Here is a 16,011-nt window from a genome sequence, read left to right as displayed (position 1 = left end):
AGAGGCCGGTCATGAGTCCCCTGCTGCGTCCGCTCCTGATCATCCCGGCCCTGCTGCTCGCGGCCTGCGCCGAGGACCCCCGGCCGGCCTCGACCCTGACCGAACCCGAGGCGGGCCGGCCCGCCGTGGACATCGAACTGGCCAGCTATGCGGCCGCGGACCAGCTCATGGAGTTCTCGCGCGCCCCGCTCAACCCGGACAAGCCCATCGTGGTGACCACCCTGGTCAGCGGCAGCGACCTGCGCACCTCGTCGCCGCTCGGCCGGCTGGTGTCGGAGCAGGTCGCCACCCGCCTCGCCAACGCCGGCTTCACGGTCCGCGAACTGCGCTTCGGCACCGCCTTCAAGGCCCGCGAGGGCACCGGCGAGCTGGTGCTGTCGCGCGACATGCGCGACCTCAGCCGCAGCGTCGGCGCCCAGGCGGTGGTGGCCGGCACCTATACCCCGGCGCGCACCCGCGTGTTCATCAACGCCAAGCTGATCCAGGCGTCCACCGGCGACGTCCTGTCGGCCGTCGACTTCGAGCTGCCGCGCTCCGACGACCTGGAGACCCTGACGCCGATGCCGGCCAGCGGCTTCAACGCCACGCGCTACGACCGTCACCCCGTGTCGGCGTACTGACCCGCTCAGGCCGGCGCCAGCACCTCCAGCGCGACCGGGCCGACGCCGATCTCGGCCGGCAGCGTCCCGATGGCGTCGCCATCGGCCTGAAGCGGCAGCGCCGCGCCCGCCGAGTCCGCGCCCGGCTCCGCCGCCGCCAGCCGGACCCGCCGCGCCGGGCACAGCCGGACGCCGGGCTGACGCGGCAGCCGCCCGGCCAGCAGCGCCAGCCCATAGCGCGCGGTCGCCCAGGCGCCGCCCCGGGTCAGCACCACCGCCCACAGCAGCGGCGTGCCGATATCGGCCTCCGGCGCCACCACCAGCGGGCCGCCGTAGCAGCGCCCGCGCGTAATCAGCACCAGCGGGCCGCGCAGCGTCTCCGTATGGCCGTCCGGGGCCTCCACCGTGACCGCGACGGGCGGATACCGGTAGCGGAAGGCGGCACCCAGCAGCGCCCAGACATAGGCCAGCTTGCCGGTGCGCCGCTTCAGGCCGGCGTCCATGTGGTGTACGATGTGCGAATCGATGCCGACACTGGCCATCATCATGAAGGGCCGACCGTTGACGATCCCCGGCCACAAGACGCGCCGGTGCCCCGCCCGCAGCACCCGGGCCGCGGCCTCCGGCCGGCGCGGCAGACCCAGTTCATGGGCCAGCACATTGGCGGTGCCAAGCGGCAGCACGCCCAGCGCCGGCCGTCGGCCGTCCGGCGAACCCGCACCGTCGAGCAAGCCGGCCGCCACCTCGGCCACGGTGCCGTCGCCGCCGGCGGCGACCACCACATCGTAGCCGGAGGCGGCGGCGCCGGCGGCGCGGGCGCGGGCGTCGGCCGGTCCCTGGGGCCGGGCCACGTCGACGCAGACGCCGCCGGCCCGCAGATCCGTGAGGGCGCGCGCCAAGCGCCGGCCGCCGGCCCGACCGGCGCGGGGATTGGCAATCACCAACACGCGCGTCGCGCGTGCCGCGTCCCCCGTCTCTGGGGCCGCACGGCGACGGGAGGCATGAATTATTTGTTTCAGGATCAAAATGCGGTGCGCTCCTCTGGATGCTATACTAGTCTTTGTGTCCGACACGCCTGCGGCGGCGCGGCACCGCCGGCCCGAGGGGGTCGTTTCCCTTGCGCCCCCCGGTTCGACTGCTTAGACGGACGGGGTGTTTTGGCCGCCGGCTCGGGCGGTCCAGGCCGGCCCGCCGATCGTAGGCCGAACACCCCGGTGTGGGGATGCCATGACGACGAAGGCGTCATCGGCGATGGCAGCGGCAGCGGCGGACGATCGGACTGCGGCATAGGACGAACGGCGCTCCGGTGGGTGGTGAGACGATGGAGCCAAGCGCACAGGCCCCGAACGAGCAGGCCCCTCGCGATCCGGGGGGCGGGGAGCAGGCCAGGGACATGACCGCACTCGGTGCAACGACACGCTACTATAAGACCATTTTCCTGTCGGATATCCATCTCGGGACGCGCGGCTGCAAGGCCGACATGCTGCTGGACTTCCTGCGCAGCACCGAGTCGGAGACGCTGTACCTGGTGGGCGACGTGGTCGACGGCTGGCGCCTCAAGAACCACTGGCACTGGCCCCAGGCCCACAACGACGTGATTCAGAAGCTGTTGCGCAAGGCGCGCAAGGGCACCCGGGTGATCTTCATCCCCGGCAATCACGACGAATTCGCCCGCGACTACTGCGATGCCAACTTCGGGGACGTGGAACTGCGCCGCGAGGCCATCCACGAGGGCGCCGACGGCCGCCGCTACCTGGTCATCCACGGCGACGAGTTCGACGGCGTGGTGATGTACGCCCGCTGGCTGGCGGTGCTGGGGGACTGGGCCTATGTCCTGGTGCTGGAGCTGAACCACTGGTTCAACGTGGCCCGGCGCCGCCTCGGCCTGCCCTACTGGTCGGTGTCGCAGTACCTCAAGCACAAGGTGAAGAACGCCGTCCAGTACATCAACAAGTTCGAGGAGAGCATGGCCGAGCTGGCGCAGAAGCGCGGCGTCGACGGCATCATCTGCGGCCACATCCACCATGCCGAGATCCGACAGGTGGGTGAGATCCTCTATTGCAACGACGGCGACTGGGTCGAAAGCTGCACCGCCATGGTCGAGCATGCCGACGGCCGCATGGAGATCCTCGACTGGACCAAGGTGCGCGACATCTCGATGGTCGAGGCCTACCGCAGCCGGGGCAAGAAGGCCCGGGCCGCCCGGCGGGCGCTGGAGGAGACGTCCCCCGACCTCGCCGGCCTCGCGCAGGCGCCCGCGCCGCTGTCGCGCCCGTCTCGCGTGACGGCCCCGGCCGAGTCCACGCCTGCCTCCCCCGAGGCCGGCGCCGGCGAGCGCCCCGCCGAGGCCGAACCGGCCGAGCACGCCCACCCCACCTCCGGCGCCGCCTGACCGGCGCCGCGCCCGCCGTCTCGGCGCCCGTCTCGGGGCGGACCCCTGCGCCGCCCGCCGTTCCGTCGAGTCCTCGTGCCATGACCAGCCCCGACATCACGCCCGACCCCCGCGCCCTCACCCCCGTCGAGGCCGCGTCCCCCGACCCGGGCGCCGGGCCGGCGCGGTCGGCCCCCAAGTCGACGGCCGGCTCTGCGGCGGACGACTCCCGGCACCGGATCATGATCGTCAGCGACGCGTGGTTCCCCCAGGTCAACGGCGTGGTGCGCACCCTGGACACCCTGCGCGAGCACCTGGAGCGGCGCGGTCACGCCGTGCGCATGGTGACCCCGGACCAGTTCGACACCGTGCCCTGCCCGACTTATCCGCAGATCCGGCTGGCGCTGGCGCCGCGCCACCGCCTCACCAAGGCGCTGACCGAGTGGCACCCGAGCGTGATTCACATCGCCACCGAGGGTCCGCTGGGCTGGGCCGCGCGCGGCCTCTGCCTGGATCGTGGCCTGCCCTTCACCACCGCCTTCCACACCCGCTTTCCCGAGTATGTCCACGCCCGGTTCTGGGTGCCGGTGGACTGGAGCTACGCCCTGCTGCGCCATTTCCACAGCCGCGCCGAGGCCGTCATGGTGGCGACCCCGTCGATCGAGGCGGAGCTGACGCGCTGGGGCTTCACCAACATCCGCCGCTGGGGCCGCGGCGTCGACACCGACCTGTTCCGGCCGCGCGACAAGGGCGCGCTCGACGGTGTCATCAGTGGCCCGCGGCCCTGGTTCGTCTACGTCGGCCGGGTCGCGATCGAAAAGAACATCGAGGCCTTCCTGTCGCTCGACCTGCCGGGCACCCGGATCGTGGTCGGCGGCGGCCCGCAACTGGAGGAACTGCGCACGGCCCATCCGGACGTGGTGTTTGTCGGCGAGAAGCGCGGCGAGGACCTGGCCCTGCACTACGCCGTGGCCGACGCCTTCGTGTTCCCCAGCCTGACCGACACCTTCGGCCTGGTGCTGCTGGAGGCGCTGGCCTGCGGCGTGCCGGTGGCGGCGTTCCCGGTGGCCGGCCCGCTGGACGTCATCGGCGATGCGCCGGTGGGCCGGCTGGACGACGACTTGCGCGCCGCCGCCCTGGCCGCGCTGGAGGTCCCGGCCGCGCGCTGCCGCGCGTTCGCCCTGCGGCACGGCTGGGAGGCCAGCGTGGACCAGTTCCTCGGCAACGTCTGCCCGTTCGACACCGACGCCCTGGCGAGCGCCGCCGGCGGTGCTTGACCCGCGCGCCCAGCCCTCGTAAGGCTGCGCGGTTCCCCCCTTTCCACCGACGGCCCTGGCGGACGGATGCTGCTGCTCACCCTGTACCGGGGACTCACCGACCTGTCCGCGCCGGTGGTCCGCCTGCTGCTGCTGCACCGGCGGGCGCGTGGCAAAGAGGATCCGGCGCGCCTGGGCGAACGCCTGGGCCATGCCGGCCGGCCGCGCCCGGACGGACCGCTGGTGTGGCTGCACGGCGCCAGCGTGGGCGAGGCGCTGTCGCTGCTGCCGCTGATCGACCGCATGACGGCGGAGCGACCGGGCCTGTCGGTGCTGTGTACCACCGGCACGGTGACCTCGGCGGCGCTGATGGCCGAGCGGCTGCCGCCCGGCGCGGTGCACCAGTTCGTGCCGGTCGACCGCGTATCGGGCGTGCGGCGCTTCCTGGACCACTGGCGCCCGGATCTGCTGCTGCTGGCCGAAAGCGAGTTCTGGCCCAACCTGCTGGTGGAGACCGCGCGCCGCGGCGTGCCCATGGTGCTGCTCAACGGCCGCGTCTCGGACGGCTCGTTCACGGCCTGGCGCCGCCACGCCGCCGCCCCGCTGCGCCACCTGCTAGGCCTGTTCCGGCTGTCCCTGGCGCAGAGCGAGACCGACGCCGCCCGCCTGGCCGCCCTCGGCGCAGCGCCGGTGCGCTGCGTCGGCAACCTGAAGTTCGCCGCCCCGCCGGCGCCCGCCGACGCGGACGAGCTGGCCCGGCTGCGGGCGGTGCTGGCGGGGCGGCCGTGCTGGCTGGCGCTGTCGACGCACCCGGGCGAGGAGGCGCTGGCGGCGCGTGTGCACCGCGCGGTGGCCGAGCGCGTGCCGGGCCTGCTGACCCTGGTGATGCCCCGCCACGCCCCGCGCGGCGACGCCGTGCGGGCGGCGCTGGAAGCCGAGGGCGTGACGGTGGCGCAACGCTCGGCCGGGGTGCTGCCCGGCCCGGGCACGGACGTCTACCTGGCCGACACCATGGGCGAGGTCGGGCTGTTCGCCCGCCTGGCGCCGGTGGTGGTGATGGGCAAGAGCCTGCTCGGCGAGGGCGGCGGCCAGAACCCCCTGGAGCCGGCGCGGCTGGGCGCGGCGGTGCTGTTCGGGCCGCGCATGGAGAACTTCCGCGAGATCGCAGCACGCATGATCGGCGCCGACGCCGCGCGCTGCGTCTCGGACGCGGCGGCGCTGGCCGACGCGGTGGCCGACCTGCTGCTCGACGCGGCCGACCGGAGCGCCCTGGGGGCGCGCGGCGCCGCCTTCGCCGCCGGCGAGGCCGACGTGCTGACGCGGGTGCTGGAGGCGCTGGCGCCATGGCTCGACCCTCTGGCGCCGGTCCGCGCGACGCCGCCGGAGGCCCTGAGCCATGCCGGGGGTCAGGCGGGCGGCCATGCGGGCCCCTGAGTTCTGGTGGACCGCCGAGGGCGGGCTGCCGGCGCGCCTGTTGGAGCCGGCCGGGCTGGCCTACGGCTGGGCCACGGCGCGGCGCCTGGCGCGCGGCCGGGGGCGGGCGGTCCGCCTGCCGGTGCTCGTGGTGTGCGTGGGGAATCTGGTCGCGGGCGGCGCCGGCAAGACCCCGGTGGTGGCCGACCTGACACGGCGGCTGCGCCGCGACCGGGGCCTTGATGCCGTGGTGCTATCGCGCGGTCACGGCGGACGGGCGCGCGGGCCGCTGCGGGTCGATCCGCACGGCCACGACGCCGCCACGGTGGGCGACGAACCGCTGATGCTGGCCCGCGACGGCCTGCCGGTGTGGATCGCCCGCGACCGGGCCGCCGGCGGCCGCGCCGCCGTGGCGGCCGGCGCCGGGGCGGTGGTGATGGACGACGGCTTCCAGAACCCGGCGCTGGTGCAGGACCTGTCCCTGGTGGTGGTGGACGGCGCCCGCGGCTTCGGCAACGGCCGCCTGATCCCCGCCGGGCCCCTGCGCGAGCCGGTCCCCGTGGGCCTGGGGCGGGCGGGCGCGGTGGTCATCATGGGCCGCGACACCGCCCGCGTGGCCCGCCGGGTGCCGGCGCACGTGCCGACCCTGGGCGCGCGGCTGGTGCCGGGGCCGCGGGTGCGGCGGCTGGCCGGGCAGCCCGTGGTGGCCTTCGCCGGCATCGGCGACCCGGACAAGGTGTTCCGGATGCTGCACGACGTGGGCTGCCGGGTGCTGGCGACCCATCCGTTTGCCGACCACCACCCCTACCAGGGCGCGGACATCCAGCCGATCCTCGACGAGGCCTTCGCGCTGGGCGCAGCGCCGGTGACCACGGCCAAGGACGCCGCCCGCTTGCCGCCCGACCAGCGCCAGCAGGTGGACGTCATCGACGTGGCCGTGGCCTGGGACGACCCGGCGGCGCTGGCGCGCCTGCTCGGGCGGGCGCTGGCGGCGGCCGGATGACGCCGGTCCCACGCCGGAGCGTGGGACCGAGAGATGGGATCTCGCGCCCACGCGCCCGCGTGGGCGCCGGGGGTCCGGGCAATCTCGCGCCCACGCTCCCGCGTGGGCGCCGGGGGCCCCGTCCCCATTCCCACACTTTCCCGCACGCGATCCGCACGCGGACGCTTGACAGCCTGAAGGCCTCGCCCTATCTCGTTGGCACTCGCCGGGCAAGAGTGCTAACAGCCCTCAGAAACCGGCTCAGATCAACATGTTGGCCGTCCCTCGGGGCGGCCTTTCCATGATCAACCCCGATCAAGACGGCGTCGACCGACGGAGGAAGAGAATGAAGCTGCGTCCGCTGCACGACCGCGTGCTGGTGAAGCGTGTCGAGTCGGAAGAGAAGACCACCGGCGGCATCATCATCCCGGACACCGCCAAGGAAAAGCCCATGCAGGGCGAGGTTCTGGCCGTCGGCCCCGGTGCCCGCGGCGACGACGGCAAGGTCATCACCCCGGACGTGAAGCCGGGCGACCGTGTTCTGTTCGGCAAGTGGTCCGGCACCGAGGTCAAGATCGACGGCGAAGAGCTGCTGATCATGAAGGAAGCCGACATCATGGGCGTTCTGGAGTAGGGCGGCCGCCTGCTCGACCCCTTCCATCGACCCTTCCCGACCCGATTCGTTCGAGAGGATAGACAGACATGGCTGCCAAGGAAGTGCATTTCGGCATCGACGCCCGCAACCGCATGATGCGCGGCGTGGACGTGCTGGCCGACGCCGTCAAGGTGACGCTGGGCCCCAAGGGCCGCAACGTCGTGATCGAGAAGTCGTTCGGCGCCCCGCGCATCACCAAGGACGGTGTGACCGTCGCCAAGGAAATCGAGCTGTCCGACAAGTTCGAGAACATGGGCGCCCAGATGGTCAAGGAGGTCGCCTCCAAGACCGCCGATCTGGCCGGTGACGGCACCACCACCGCGACCGTGCTGGCCCAGGCCATCGTGCGCGAGGGCGCCAAGTCGGTGGCCGCCGGCATGAACCCGATGGACCTGAAGCGCGGCGTCGACACCGCCGTGGCCGCGGTCATCGAGGACATCAAGACCCGCTCCACCAAGCTGAAGAACAGCCAGGAGGTGGCGCAGGTCGGCACCATCTCGGCCAACGGCGAGGCCGAGATCGGCAAGATCATCGCCGACGCCATGGAGAAGGTCGGCAACGAGGGCGTCATCACGGTCGAGGAGGCCAAGGGCCTGGAGACCGAGCTGGACGTCGTCGAGGGCATGCAGTTCGATCGCGGCTACCTGTCGCCGTACTTCGTGACCAACACCGAGAAGATGCTCTGCGAGCTGGAGAACCCCTACATCCTCATCAACGAGGGCAAGCTCTCCAGCCTGCAGCCGCTGCTGCCGGTCCTCGAGGCCGTCGTGCAGTCCGGCAAGCCGCTGCTGATCATCGCCGAGGACGTCGAGGGCGAGGCCCTGGCCACCCTGGTGGTCAACAAGCTGCGCGGCGGCCTGAAGGTCTCCGCCGTCAAGGCGCCCGGCTTCGGTGACCGCCGCAAGGCCATGCTGCAGGACATCGCCATCCTGACCGGCGGCCAGGTGATCTCCGAAGAGGTCGGCATCAAGCTGGAGAACGTCACGATCGACATGCTGGGCACCGCCAAGACGGTGACCCTGACCAAGGAAGAGACCACGATCGTCGACGGCGCCGGCGCCAAGGAAGACATCGAGGCGCGCTGCAACGTCATCCGCAGCCAGATCGAGGAGACCACCAGCGACTACGACCGCGAGAAGCTCCAGGAGCGTCTGGCGAAGCTGGCCGGCGGTGTCGCCGTGATCAAGGTCGGTGGTGCCACCGAGGTCGAGGTGAAGGAGAAGAAGGACCGCGTCGACGACGCCCTGCACGCCACCCGCGCGGCGGTCGAGGAAGGCATCGTGCCGGGCGGCGGCGTCGCCCTGCTGTACGCCTCGCGCGTGCTGGCCGACCTGAAGGGCGCCAACCCGGACCAGCAGGCCGGCATCGACATCGTGCGCCGCGCCCTGCAGTGGCCGGTGCGTCAGATCGCCGAGAACGCCGGTGCCGACGGGGCCGTCGTGGCCGGCAAGCTGATGGAGCAGGACAACCCGCACCAGGGCTTCGATGCCCAGAACGGCGTCTACACCGACATGATCAAGGCCGGCATCATCGACCCGACCAAGGTCGTGCGCGCCGCGCTGCAGGACGCCGCCTCGATCGCGGGCCTGCTGGTGACGACCGAGGCCATGGTCGCCGACGTGCCGGAGAAGAAGGACGGCGGCGCCGGTGGCGGTGCCCCCGACATGGGCGGCATGGGCGGCATGGGCGGCATGGGCTTCTAAGCCCGCCTGCGCAGGCAGCCTGAGTCTCCGACCGAAGGGGCCGCGTCCGCGAGGGCGCGGCCCTTTTCGCGAGGGCGGGTCTCCTTCCAACGGTCGCATCAGCCGGGGCGCCCCTCACCCGCGGGGTCAACCACCGGCCGCTGGAGCGCCCGCCGCGATCCCGACCGATGAATGGGATCACCCTGTGCGTCGACCGGCCGGGCGACGCGGCCCGGTACTGCGTCTTGGTGCTGCCCTTCGACAGGTGGGGCCGGCGTGGAGACGCCGCGGAGGCGATGGAGCAGACGAGTCCGTGTCGCCGCCACCAAGATGGGACGGCGCTCCGGTCTGACGTCGCCGGGACGGTTCAAGGTCCGACCCAATGTCCGACGGATCAGCGGTGCGCGCTGGCTGCGTCCCGATCCCCGAGGTCCAGCGGCAGGCAGGGCGCGCCGGGGCCGGGGTGGACCTCGACGGTCACATGCACCAGGTCGGGCTGGTAGGCCAGCAGCGCCTTGTAGTGGGACGGTGGCCGGGGTGTATGGGTGACCACGGTCGCGATCACCGCCCAGGCGCCCGGCCCGACCGACCAGACGTGCAGTTCGGCGACGCGATTGTCGGCGTCGGCCTCCAGGGCGCTGCGGATGGCGTCAGCGCGTGCCGGGTCGAAGGCCCCGTCGAGCAGCAGTCGCCCGCTGTCGCGCGCCAGCCCCCAGGCCCAGCGGCCGATGACAGCGGCGCCGACCAGCCCCATCAGCGCATCCATCCACACCCAGCCCAGCAGCTTGCCCGCCAGCAGCGCGGCGATGGCCAGAACCGAGGTCAGGGCGTCCGCCAGCACATGGAAATAGGCGGCGCGCAGGTTGTGGTCGTGATGGTGCCCATGGTCGTGATCGTGATCGTGATGATGCGCGTGCGCATGCCCATGGCCGTGCGACACGCCGGCGCCATGCAGCAAGCGGGCGCTGACCAGGTTGACGACCAGGCCGATGACCGCCACCAACATCGCCTGGTCGAAGGCGATGGGCAGCGGGTTGGCGAGGCGGGTGGCCGATTCCCAGGCCATCAGCACCGCCACCAGCCCGAGCGCGATCGCGCTGGTGTAGCCGCCCAGCACCCCCACCTTGCCAGTCCCGAAGGTGAAGCGCGCATCGTCGGCATGGCGGCGCGCGTAGGCGTAGGCCGCCAGGGTGATCCCCAGGGCGCCGACGTGGCTGGCCATGTGCCAGCCGTCGGCCAGCAGGGCCATGGAGTTGAACAGCAGGCCGGCGGTGATCTCGACCACCATGGTGATCGCGGCCAGGACGATGACCCAGCGCGTGCGCTGTTCGCCCGCCCCGGTATCCGCCACTTGCCGCAGCGCAGCGTCCTGGCGGTATTCGTGGAGATGATGGATATGCATGCGCGAATGATAGCCATTCTTGGGACGCGGGACAGAGCAAAACCGACGGCGGGCGGCTGGCCGCCGCACCGGTCGTCGGGCTACCCTGGACATCCCGCCCCTTCCGACCCGGATGGCCCGCCATGCGCACGATCCTCGTCTTCGGTGATTCCAACGCCTGGGGCTGGGTGCCGGCCGACGAACGCCGGCCCCTGGAGCGATTCGCGCCCGGGGTGCCGTGGCCGGAGGCGCTGGCGGCGCGGCTGGGGACGGGAACGCGGGTGCTGGTCGATGCCGTGCCGGCGCGCACGACCGACCTGGACGACGCGGTCTCGGCCGAGGTCTTCGCCCCCCTGGCGCCGCGCGACTTCAACGGCCGCGCCCGGCTGCCGGCGGCGCTGGTCACGGCCGGGCCGGTCGATCTGGTCGTCCTGGCGCTGGGCACCAACGACCTGAAGACACGCTTCGCCCGCACGCCCGAGGCCATCGCCGACGCCGTCGTGGGTCTGGCGGACACCGTGCACGACGCGGCACCGGCGCGCGCCTGGCCGGCCCCGCCCGTGCTGATCCTGGCGCCACCGCCACTGGGCCCCCTCGCACCCTGGACCGCGGACAGCTTCGGCGGCCGCCAGGCGGTCTCCGAGGCCACGGGTCCGGCCGTCGTCGCGTCGGCGGCGGCCCACGGGCTGCCCGTGGTCGAGGCCGGCGCGGTGCTCGGCGCGGCCCACGGCGTCGACGGCGTGCACTACACGGCCGCCGACCACACCGCCCTCGCCGACGCCCTGCACGCGCCGGTGCGCGCGCTGCTGGAACCACCCGGCGGCCGCCCGGCCTGATCCGATCGGGCGGTGTTACGCCTCCGCGCCGCGGCCGCCGTGGGCGGCGGACCAGCCCACCGGATCGTGCAGGAACGCCCGCACCCCCTCGATGGCGGCGGCGGGGAATGCGCCCTGGCGTTCCGCCTCCTCCAGCACGTCCCACCAAGTGGCGAGGAAGTGCAGGGTCAGCCCGGCGTCCTCCAGGGTCTTCAGGGCCCCCGGAAAGACCCCGTAGAAGAACACCACGAAGGCATGCGATACCTCGGTGCCGGCGTCGCGCAGGGCGTTGCAGAACACCAGCTTGGAGCCGCCGTCGGTGGCCAGATCCTCGACCAGCAGCACCCGCGCCCCTTCGGCCACGCTGCCCTCGATCTGGGCCATGCGGCCGAATCCCTTCGGCTTCTTGCGCACGTACAGCATCGGCAGGTCGAGCGCGTCGGCCAGCCAGGCGGCGTAAGGAATGCCGGCGGTCTCGCCGCCGGCGACGGCGTCGAACACCTCGAAACCGGCGTCGCGTTCCAGGGTGTCCTGGGCCAGCGCAATCAGCCGCCGGCGCGCGCGCGGGAAGGCGATCAGCCGCCGGCAGTCGATGTAGACCGGGCTGGCCCAGCCGGCGGTCAGCCGGTAGGGCGCCTCGGGACGGAAGTTGACCGCCCCCAGTTCCAGCAGAATGCGGGCGACCAGCCGGCCGGCGTCCTTGTGGCGAGCCTGGCGGTCGGGGAGGGCGAGGGTGTCGGGGCTCATGGGGCGGCGCACTCCGGAGGGTCGGGATCGGGCGCCCTGTTTACCGGCTCCGGCGGGCCGCCGGCAATGCCCGCCGCCGCCGCCCGGGCCGTCACAGAAGGCCCAGGTGGCGCCACACCGGCGCCTGCTCACCATAGAGGGCGGCCGCCCGCTCCGCCACGTGACGCTCGGCCTCGGCCGGATCGTCGATGGTCTTGCCGTCGTGGACCACCGGGCGGCCCGCGGCCTGCAACCGCGCCCGCAGGCGCCCGGCCAGGTCGCTCGCGTCGGCCACGTCCTCGCGGGAGAGGATATCCAGCGCGGCCAGGTCGAGGTCGCTGGCCGGAAGGCCGGAGCCGATCAGCGGCGCCGCCATGTTGACGATCGGCACCCCGGTCAGGACATGGTCGGCCAGCACGCGGTTCAGGCGCCGGGCCGGGGCCGGGTCGATGCCCGGCACCACCGGCTGGATCCAGTCGCGGCCGACCATGACGGCGCAGGCGGAGACGACCATGCCGAGGCTGATGCCGGTGCGGTCCGCGATCTCGCCCAGGCTGGCCGGTCCGTCGGCGAGCACGTCGGCGATGGGGTCGTAGAGCACGGCGCGCGCGGTGGTGTCCTCGCCGCCTTCGGGCGTCTTGGGTCCGCCCATGGTGGCGCGCGGCACGACGGGCGCGACCTTGAGGGTGCGCAAGGCGCGGTGCTGCGCGGCAGACGTCAACGGCCGCGGCCCCTTGACGTAGATGTCGGCGCGGAAGAAGCGGTCGACCGCGAAGTCGTGCACCAGTTCGCGCAGCACCGGGTCCTCGATGCCGCGCAGGGCGTCGCGGGCGCCCTCGGGCAGGGCCGACTGGGTCACGGTGCGGTCGACGTCGGCGGCGCACAGGTAGCTCAGCTTGGCCCCGGCCAGCGCGTCGGCCACGTCGGTCACATAGACCGGCGCCCACCCGGTGTGCATGTACTCGTGCACCAGATAGCGGATGTTGCGGGTGGCGGCCGTCCGGATGTGCTGGGCCACGCGGGGGTTGCGGGTGAAGTACTCCAGCTTGCGGTCAAGCAGGTCCTCGATGAAGGTCATGGCGCCCAGCACCTGGGTGCCGCTGGCGCCGGGGTGGCGGCGGGCGTGTTCGATCAACAGCCGCTGGAACGGCATGATCGGCGCCCAGCCGGGCAGACAGTTGTAGCTGATGTAGACCAGGCCGCCCGGGTTCAGCCGCCGGTCGATGAAACGGACGATGGCGCGCCGGTTGTCCTCGTTCACCCAGGTGTACACCCCGTGCAGGGCGATGATGTCGAAGCGGGGCACGGCGTCGTCGGGCAGCGCCGCGGCCTGCTCGAAACTGTCCTCGCGGAAGCTGACGTTGGGCAGCCCGGCCTCCTCGGCGAGGGCGCGGGCGCTCGCCACGTGACCGGGCAGGAAGTCGAACCCCATGACCTCGGCATGGGGGTGCGTGGCGGCCAGGATCAGCGGCCCCAGCCCCTGGCCGCAGCCCAGTTCGGCGTAGCGGAAGGGCTTGGCCGGGTCGGGCGCCTGCTGTCTGCGCATCAGGGCCGCGAACGCCATGTGGGCCGGCGCCATCTTGCGAAAGAAGGTGATGGCATAGGTGACGTCGGTCTTGTAGCCGTCCGACCAGTCCATGGGGCCTCCTGCGCGACCGGGGGCGGAGCGGGGCTCGACCCGCTCGGCCCGACCATACACCGTCCATCGGGCGGGCCGCCAGATCGGCCCCAGGGCGCGCCCCCCTGCGGGCGCACCGGCCCGCGTGCCGGATTTCCGCTTCGTCCCCGCGCCTGCGAACGGCTATAAGGAAGCGCCGTCGGGGACCGGCGCCCCGGGCCGTCCGACCGCCCGGCCTGCGGCCCGGACGATCCGGCCAGAACCTTCCATCCAGGACCTGCATAGGGGGAGTCGCATGCAACCGGACGCCATCCTCACCAGCCGGGACGACGCCGGCCTCGTCGCCACCGTGACGCTGAACAAGCCGGACAAGCTGAATGCGCTCGATCTGCCGATGTGGCAGGGGCTGGCGGAGGCGTTCGAGACCCTGGCCGAGGACGATGCCCTGCGCTGCGTGGTGCTGCAGGGGGCCGGCAAGGCGTTCGCCGCCGGGGCCGACATTGGCGAGTTCGACACCGTGCGCGCGACCGCCCAGCAGGCCAAGGACTACGATGTCATCATGCGCCGCGCCCTGCGCGCCGTGCGCGAATGCCCCGCCCCGGTGGTGGCCCGCATCGACGGCGCCTGTGTCGGCGGCGGGCTGGAACTGGCCTGCCAGGCTGACCTGCGGGTGGCGACGACGCGCTCCCGCTTCGGCGTGCCGATCTCGCGCATTTCCGTGGTGATGGCCTATCCGGAGATCGAGGCCATTCAGCGCCTGATCGGCGCCGCCCGCACCGCCGAGATCCTGCTGGAGGGCAAGATCCACGACGCCGCCTGGGCCCATCAGGTGGGCCTGCTGAACTACGCGGTCGAGCCCGAGGCACTCGACGAGACCGTGGCGGGCGTGGTCGACCGCATCGGCCAGGGGGCGCCGCTGGCCGCGCGCTGGCACAAGCGGTTCGTGCAGCGCCTGGTCACGCCGCACCCGGTGTCCGACAGCGAACTGGACGAGTGCTACGACTTCCTGTCGACCGAGGACTACGTGGAGGGCGTGGCCGCCTTCAAGGCCAAGCGCAAGGCCAGCTTCCGCGCCCGCTAGCGGGCCCGGCGCCACCATGGCCGTCGGGGGAGCCGATCTGGGGGACGTGGGCGGTGTCGCGCTGCTGACGGCGGTGCTGATCGCGGTGGCGCTGGTGGTGGCCTGGACCGTGCGACTGGGCGCGCCGCCCTGGCCGTCGGCGCCGCGGGCGCGCCGGGCGCTGCTGGCGGCGGCGCCGCCGGCGGCGGAGATTCGCGGCGATATCCTCGAACTGGGGTGCGGCTGGGGTGGTCTGGCGCTGGCCCTGGCGGCACGCTACCCGGAGCGGCGCGTCATCGCGGTCGAGCTGTCGCCCGTCCCCTGGGCCGTGGCGCGGCTGCGGGCGCGGGCCGCGCGGGTCGAAAACCTGGAGGTCCGCCGCGCCGACCTGCACCGGGTCGACCTGTCGCGGGCGGGTCTGGTCGTCTGCTACCTGCACCGCGCCGCCATGACGCGGCTGGCGGACCGCCTGGAGCGGGAGGCGCCGGCCGGCGTCTGGGTGGTGTCCAACACCTTCGGGCTGGGAACCTGGCGGCCGTTGGCGCGCCACCCCGTCGGCGATCTGTACGGGACCGAGGTTCTGCTCTACCGTCAGGACTCCCAAGCGGAGTCCCGCCGCCATGACCATCCAGGACCGTACGCCGCTGGAACGCCAGATCGTCGAAGCGGTTCATGACGCCGCCGCCGAGTCGCTGGCGTCCCGCCCTACCCCGGCCGGGCTGGCGACCCTGCTGGAGCAGCTCTGGGACATCGCCGAGGACCTGGCGCGCCGCAACCAGGAAGCCGCCCCGCCACCGCAGCCGATCGCCTGTCGCGCCGGCTGTTCCATCTGCTGTCATGCCCGCTGGATTCTGGTGACCGCGCCGGAGGTGCTGGTGCTGGCCGATGCGGTGCGCGCGCGGCCGGATGCGGGAGACGTGCGCACGCGGGCCGACGCCGCCGCGCTGGCGCCCGCCATCGAGGTGACGCGCCCGCCCTGCGCGCTGCTGGACGGCGCCGGGCTGTGCTCGGTCTACGCGGTCCGGCCGCTCAAATGCCGCGGCCACACCTCCATGGATCTGGCCGCCTGCGAGGCCACCCTGGCCACCGACCCGACCGGCAGCGTTCCGGTCTATTACCCGCGCCAGGCGATCTACAACGCCATGCAGGCCGGGCTTCTGGCCGGCGCGGTCACGGCCCGCTACCGCCAGGAGCGGCTGGAGCTGCGCGGGGCGCTGGCCCGCGCCCTGGCGATCCCCGACGCCACCGCGCGCTGGCTGGCCGGCACGGACGTGTTCCACGGCATCCGCATGCCGTGACGCCATCCCCGGTGTCCCCCGCCGCATCTGGGGCGGGCCGTGCGCGCAACCGAACCCCTTCAGCGGGTCCGGTGGCGCGCGCTCTCCCCTCCGCGGTGGACCTGCGCGGTGGACCTAGAGCCGATTGTTCGAAAGCGGAACCGCAGATGCGGTCC

At 73.1% G+C, this 16,011-nt stretch carries 15 protein-coding genes; 11 read left to right on the top strand and 4 right to left on the bottom strand.

The features are described from left to right. The first annotated feature begins 11 nt into the window (after positions 1 to 11). Entirely contained in the window at positions 12 to 620 is a 609-nt protein-coding gene (locus GGD88_RS01775) for a FlgO family outer membrane protein (RefSeq protein WP_184431126.1), read from the top strand. Positions 621 to 625: 5 nt separating this feature from the next. On the opposite strand, the gene GGD88_RS01770 is transcribed toward GGD88_RS01775, so the two are convergent. Continuing rightward, positions 626 to 1,540 (bottom strand): diacylglycerol kinase family protein, encoded by a 915-nt coding sequence (locus GGD88_RS01770; protein ID WP_184431125.1) that lies wholly within the window; start codon positions 1,538 to 1,540, stop codon positions 626 to 628. 452 nt (positions 1,541 to 1,992) lie between these two features. On the opposite strand from GGD88_RS01770, the gene GGD88_RS01765 reads away from it, so the two are divergent. The 6 genes from GGD88_RS01765 to groL all read left to right on the top strand — a co-directional run bounded on the left by GGD88_RS01765 (position 1,993) and on the right by groL (position 8,979). Next, entirely contained in the window at positions 1,993 to 2,991 is a 999-nt protein-coding gene (locus tag GGD88_RS01765; protein WP_221236947.1) for a metallophosphoesterase, read from the top strand. 221 nt (positions 2,992 to 3,212) lie between these two features. Then, positions 3,213 to 4,247, top strand: a complete 1,035-nt coding sequence (locus GGD88_RS01760; protein ID WP_184431200.1) for a glycosyltransferase family 4 protein — start codon at positions 3,213 to 3,215, stop codon at positions 4,245 to 4,247. Positions 4,248 to 4,313: 66 nt separating this feature from the next. Next, positions 4,314 to 5,660 (top strand): 3-deoxy-D-manno-octulosonic acid transferase, encoded by a 1,347-nt coding sequence (locus tag GGD88_RS01755; protein WP_246423495.1) that lies wholly within the window; start codon positions 4,314 to 4,316, stop codon positions 5,658 to 5,660. Beyond that, positions 5,647 to 6,642: a tetraacyldisaccharide 4'-kinase gene (gene lpxK / locus GGD88_RS01750; RefSeq protein WP_184431196.1), complete on the top strand. Its 996-nt coding sequence runs from the start codon at positions 5,647 to 5,649 to the stop codon at positions 6,640 to 6,642. Before GGD88_RS01755 ends, lpxK begins: the two co-directional genes overlap by 14 nt. Positions 6,643 to 6,967: 325 nt before the next feature. Next, positions 6,968 to 7,255 carry a co-chaperone GroES gene (locus GGD88_RS01745; RefSeq protein WP_184431123.1) on the top strand — a complete coding sequence of 96 codons (288 nt, stop codon included), beginning with the start codon at positions 6,968 to 6,970 and terminating at the stop codon, positions 7,253 to 7,255. Positions 7,256 to 7,323: 68 nt separating this feature from the next. Beyond that, a complete protein-coding gene (groL, locus tag GGD88_RS01740) occupies positions 7,324 to 8,979 on the top strand; it encodes a chaperonin GroEL (protein ID WP_184431122.1) in 1,656 nt (551 codons plus the stop codon). Between the two features lie 373 nt (positions 8,980 to 9,352). Here groL and dmeF read toward each other — a convergent pair whose 3' ends face one another. Then, complete coding sequence (gene dmeF, locus GGD88_RS01735; RefSeq protein WP_184431121.1) at positions 9,353 to 10,360, bottom strand: CDF family Co(II)/Ni(II) efflux transporter DmeF; 1,008 nt, start codon at positions 10,358 to 10,360, stop codon at positions 9,353 to 9,355. A 122-nt stretch (positions 10,361 to 10,482) separates the two neighbouring features. On the opposite strand from dmeF, the gene GGD88_RS01730 reads away from it, so the two are divergent. Then, positions 10,483 to 11,175 carry a GDSL-type esterase/lipase family protein gene (locus tag GGD88_RS01730; RefSeq protein WP_184431120.1) on the top strand — a complete coding sequence of 231 codons (693 nt, stop codon included), beginning with the start codon at positions 10,483 to 10,485 and terminating at the stop codon, positions 11,173 to 11,175. A gap of 15 nt (positions 11,176 to 11,190) precedes the next feature. On the opposite strand, the gene GGD88_RS01725 is transcribed toward GGD88_RS01730, so the two are convergent. Next, entirely contained in the window at positions 11,191 to 11,901 is a 711-nt protein-coding gene (locus GGD88_RS01725; protein WP_184431119.1) for an orotate phosphoribosyltransferase, read from the bottom strand. Positions 11,902 to 11,992: 91 nt separating this feature from the next. Beyond that, entirely contained in the window at positions 11,993 to 13,519 is a 1,527-nt protein-coding gene (locus tag GGD88_RS01720) for a class I SAM-dependent methyltransferase (RefSeq protein WP_184431118.1), read from the bottom strand. A 274-nt stretch (positions 13,520 to 13,793) separates the two neighbouring features. Here GGD88_RS01720 and GGD88_RS01715 point away from each other — a divergent pair, with 274 nt between their 5' ends. Genes GGD88_RS01715 through GGD88_RS01705 form a run of 3 tightly spaced genes read left to right on the top strand, consistent with a single transcriptional unit; the run spans position 13,794 to position 15,856 of the window. Beyond that, positions 13,794 to 14,579, top strand: coding sequence for an enoyl-CoA hydratase/isomerase family protein (locus GGD88_RS01715; RefSeq protein ID WP_184431117.1), 786 nt, complete (start codon positions 13,794 to 13,796; stop codon positions 14,577 to 14,579). 16 nt (positions 14,580 to 14,595) lie between these two features. Further along, the gene (locus tag GGD88_RS01710) at positions 14,596 to 15,234 is read left to right on the top strand and encodes a class I SAM-dependent methyltransferase (RefSeq protein ID WP_184431116.1); all 639 of its coding nucleotides are present in this window, start codon (positions 14,596 to 14,598) and stop codon (positions 15,232 to 15,234) included. After that, a complete protein-coding gene (locus GGD88_RS01705; protein ID WP_184431115.1) occupies positions 15,179 to 15,856 on the top strand; it encodes a YkgJ family cysteine cluster protein in 678 nt (225 codons plus the stop codon). Before GGD88_RS01710 ends, GGD88_RS01705 begins: the two co-directional genes overlap by 56 nt. The last annotated feature ends 155 nt before the right edge of the window (positions 15,857 to 16,011 follow it).

Source organism: Roseospira goensis, assembly GCF_014197795.1.
Taxonomy (GTDB): domain Bacteria; phylum Pseudomonadota; class Alphaproteobacteria; order Rhodospirillales; family Rhodospirillaceae; genus Rhodospira; species Rhodospira goensis.
The sequence above is the reverse complement of the archived record's forward strand: the minus strand, read 5'-3'. Positions and strand labels throughout refer to the sequence as shown.